This is a genomic window from Aureibaculum marinum (assembly GCF_003813905.1).
GTDB lineage: Bacteria > Bacteroidota > Bacteroidia > Flavobacteriales > Flavobacteriaceae > Aureibaculum > Aureibaculum marinum.
The window spans coordinates 1-3,710 of the sequence record NZ_RPFJ01000042.1; the positions used below are offsets into that span (position 1 = coordinate 1).

Here is a 3,710-nt window from a genome sequence, read left to right on the forward strand (position 1 = left end):
CCATAATGCAAGATGAAATTTGCATTATCTACATGAGGATCTTGATATAAGTGATCTATTCTATCAGTGTTAAATAAAGAAGATCTTCGTTTTAATCCATGAACTATATATCCTTTCTTCAATAAGAACTCACTTAAATAAGCTCCATCTTGTCCTGTTACTCCAGTTATTAAGGCAATTTTTTTTATCATTATTTTCGTTTATTTTAAATATTACATAGCGACATTATAATCAAAGATATTGGAAAATTAAATCTGTTAAACTAGATCTGAAGCAAACTGTTTATGTTGGTAGATTTCGAATAAAAAATTGTATGTTTTCATGTTTTTTTGATGTATTTTTTATTTTAACGAAATGTTATGTGTAAAATTTATCTAGATTTTAAAAACAAAATATTAACTTTTATGAGAGTGACTATTGTGTTTTATCGGATGCGTTGTTAGCTGCAGTGTTTTTATTCTCTAGTCCCATATATCTGGGCGATTAATTTTCATAGCTCTCAAATATGAAAGGAATTGTCCTGCGTGAACAGATTCATGATAACCAATTCGTAATAAATATTTTCCGAGTTTTTTTTTGTCTCCATTTCCAGGGTGAATGATTTCCGTTTCGTTTAATTCTCTATCTGAAAATTGGCTAATGCTTTCTAAAAAGGTATTTCTATAGGGTTCAGCAAATTCAAGTTCATCAGAAACGCTAATAAAAGGTCTATTTTTCCAAGGTGTTTGATAATTGGTCATACTCCCATTTTTGATTATTATATTCCATCCATAATCGGCTTCCAAAACGTGCCTAACCATTTCTATGGCTGTCATTGCTTTTTCGTCAGGTTTCCAATTATTATATTTCTCGGGTAGTCCATTCCAAAGTTTTATACTTCTTCTCCTAATCTCTGTGAAGTTTAAAATTATGAGTTCAGATTGAGTCATTTTTGTTTGTTTTTGAGAATGTTTTTTTACATGTCACGTTCTAAAATATGGTTACAGATTAAAATTTAATTAAGCTGATAATTTATATACCATTTTATGTGTTTTAAAGTCTAAATATAAGTGTAATCTTATTTGGTTGTATAGATTAATTGCATTTTTTGTAGCTCTTTTTGCATAAGCTACGTTATCAAAGGTTTGATTGAGATAAACTTCATCTTTTAAGATTCCATTTACACGTTTAACCATGGCATACCTATCTGCCAGCTGAATGCTGAGTAAGTTATATAGGGTATTATTGTTGATAATCAAACATAAAAAATGAAAAGGATAATCAACAATTTAACACCTCAAAAACATCAATATACAATAATTGAAAATAAAATAGTAATTTAGAAGTGAGTGACTAGTGCTTTTCATAGGATGCGTTGTTACCAGCCGTTTTTTATTTTTTCAGTTCTGATTTCTTCAATAATTTCACTTTTTCCTTCCCAATTGTTTTCAATTGTTGTTAAAAGTAATTCAGCCTTTTCTAAATATTCTTTTGATGTTGCTTTGTTATTATTCAGTGTTAATTCATAAAGCGATAGATAAAATTCATAATAAGCAGGGTAGTATTTTACTCCAAGTTTATAAACTTTAGCGGCATAATCTTCTAAGTTATTATTCCAATATCGAGAAGCAATACCATTTATGTCAGATATTTCGGGAGGGTAATAATAGCTTCCGATTTTTGAAGCACTCTTTATTTTGTTCAACTCTTCAGACATTGAACTTGGTTTGTGAATTAGATTATATTCCATATCTACTTCGGCAATTTTATTATAGCGACTTCTATAACCTTCAAAAATTTTTGTTAGTAAAGTTGGAACAGCTGTGATTGGAACTGCATTATGAGCTGAATAATCAGCTTCAAAAGTATTAATGGATTTAAAAAATGATGGATATTGAGATTTTAGAACATCATACTTCTTTCTATGATAAACGTCTTTGTTAATACTACCTATCGAAATTGAAATTCTTGATTTATCTAACTCTCTTGATTGTTCAAATGCTTCAACAAGCATTTCCATTTTGTCATATGGCGAATTGGCAATTACAGCAGTATAATAGTCTCGGTGATTATAAAATGAATACAGTGAAAATGATGCAGAAAAAGAATGCCCAATAAGTATTTTGTAATCACTTGGATTATACTTTTTTAGTTTTTTATCAAGTTCTTGGGTTATAAATCTATCTAATGGTAATTCTGTTTTTAAATCTGCAATAGCACATTCTTTTACTCTATCCCTAAGTGGAATGACAACGATAATAGAACTTGGAATTTCTTTAGTAAAGCGTAAATATTCAATATCAGAAATAGTTGGATTAACAAACCACTTGTGTTGTCCATCTAGTAAATAGATAACAGGAAACTTAACAGAATCGGATTTGTATTTGTAGAATTCTGGTTTGTGAATATAGACAGTTCTTTCTTCTTTAAATGCTACTGAGTAGAATGACAATGTATCTATTTCTTGTCCATAAGTTAGGGAAGAAATAGTAAATAATATTAGGATAGTTAATATCTTCATTAATGTGTTTCTTTTAATGACCGTCAGGTACGAGTTAATATGCGTTAATTTTCGGTTTATCATTGATGTTAGCAATTCCGAGAGGATTCGGACATAGTCGAATCCGCAGTAATTGAGGTTATAGATTGTTGTAGCCAGTTTTTTAATCAATCAAACCAGTGCTAACAGCAACCTCGTTTAATTCGGTTTTTAAATTTTTTATTCGTTCTTCCAGTTGTTCTGTCAACTTATTGGTTTTCGAGAATTCCTCAAAATATTTCAGTTCAACTACTAATAGATTTACTTTTATTTTATTTAGAAAATTAGGGATTCCCAGATTGTGTTGTTCCCAATTTCTGTCTAAAAACGGATTGTCATAATATCTTACTTCATCCCATTTTTTGATATCTCCTCCATTTTCTTTCACAAATTTTTTTACATCCTCAAATAATTCTTGGTCGCTTTTTATTAATTCGTTGTGGTTTTTGTCAAGCCATTCCAAGTCATTTCTGATTTTATCAATCAGTTTATCAAATCCAATTTTAGTATCGATTTCTATTTTTAAATCATCAATGATATGTTCATTATCATTCAAGTTTTGTAAGTCAGACCAAAAATTGTTGAACTCATCATTAATTTTCAAGAACCGTTCGAAGTCAAAATGAAATACTTTTTTCTCCTTTAAATCTTTTTCGTGTTCCTGTTTAATTTTTTTCAATTCCGTAACGCTATATGTTTTAATGTCAGAATCTACTTCTTTGTGATGTCGATGACATAAGAATACTAAATTGTCATAGCTGTTTATTTCTTTTATGGAATTTTCAGGATTAAATCTCGGTCCATTTTCAGAGTAGGCTTCAATGTGGCAAAGTTCTGCTATAAGTAAATGATTGTCATTAATAATTGGATGTTGACATCCTTTAAAAGCACATTCGTTTTTTGAATTTGCTAATAATGACTTTACGATATTTAATGGTACTGATTTTCTCAATTTTCAAATTGGCTACAACGTTTAGTATAAGTGCAGTACTTTAAACAGGAGATGCACTAAAAATATTTCTCAAAGTTAGTAAATTAGCCGGATTTTCCCGTGGGAAAATCCCACGAGTATTGCATTTAGCATCTATGAAAAAGCAGCAGATTGCTTATCTTTAAAGTTCACCAAAACGATAAGATATGAAAACAGAATCTACTGCTCAACCAAAGTTATTCATTGGAATTGACATACACA

At 29.6% G+C, this 3,710-nt stretch carries 5 protein-coding genes; all 5 read right to left on the reverse strand.

The window, feature by feature from the left end:
• Nucleotides 1-191 (reverse strand): GDP-mannose 4,6-dehydratase (locus tag EGM88_RS13960; RefSeq protein ID WP_203229466.1); only part of this gene is annotated, 191 nt, incomplete at its 3' end.
• 270 nt (nucleotides 192-461) lie between these two features.
• Nucleotides 462-929 carry a DinB family protein gene (locus EGM88_RS13965; RefSeq protein WP_123899046.1) on the reverse strand — a complete coding sequence of 156 codons (468 nt, stop codon included), beginning with the start codon at nucleotides 927-929 and terminating at the stop codon, nucleotides 462-464.
• Nucleotides 930-998: 69 nt separating this feature from the next.
• Nucleotides 999-1,238, reverse strand: coding sequence for an IS3 family transposase (locus EGM88_RS13970; protein WP_123899047.1), 240 nt, complete (start codon nucleotides 1,236-1,238; stop codon nucleotides 999-1,001).
• Between the two features lie 119 nt (nucleotides 1,239-1,357).
• Nucleotides 1,358-2,500 carry an alpha/beta hydrolase-fold protein gene (locus EGM88_RS13975; RefSeq protein WP_162497588.1) on the reverse strand — a complete coding sequence of 381 codons (1,143 nt, stop codon included), beginning with the start codon at nucleotides 2,498-2,500 and terminating at the stop codon, nucleotides 1,358-1,360.
• A gap of 142 nt (nucleotides 2,501-2,642) precedes the next feature.
• Nucleotides 2,643-3,470 (reverse strand): HNH endonuclease, encoded by an 828-nt coding sequence (locus EGM88_RS13980; RefSeq protein ID WP_123899049.1) that lies wholly within the window; start codon nucleotides 3,468-3,470, stop codon nucleotides 2,643-2,645.
• Between the last annotated feature and the right edge of the window lie 240 nt (nucleotides 3,471-3,710).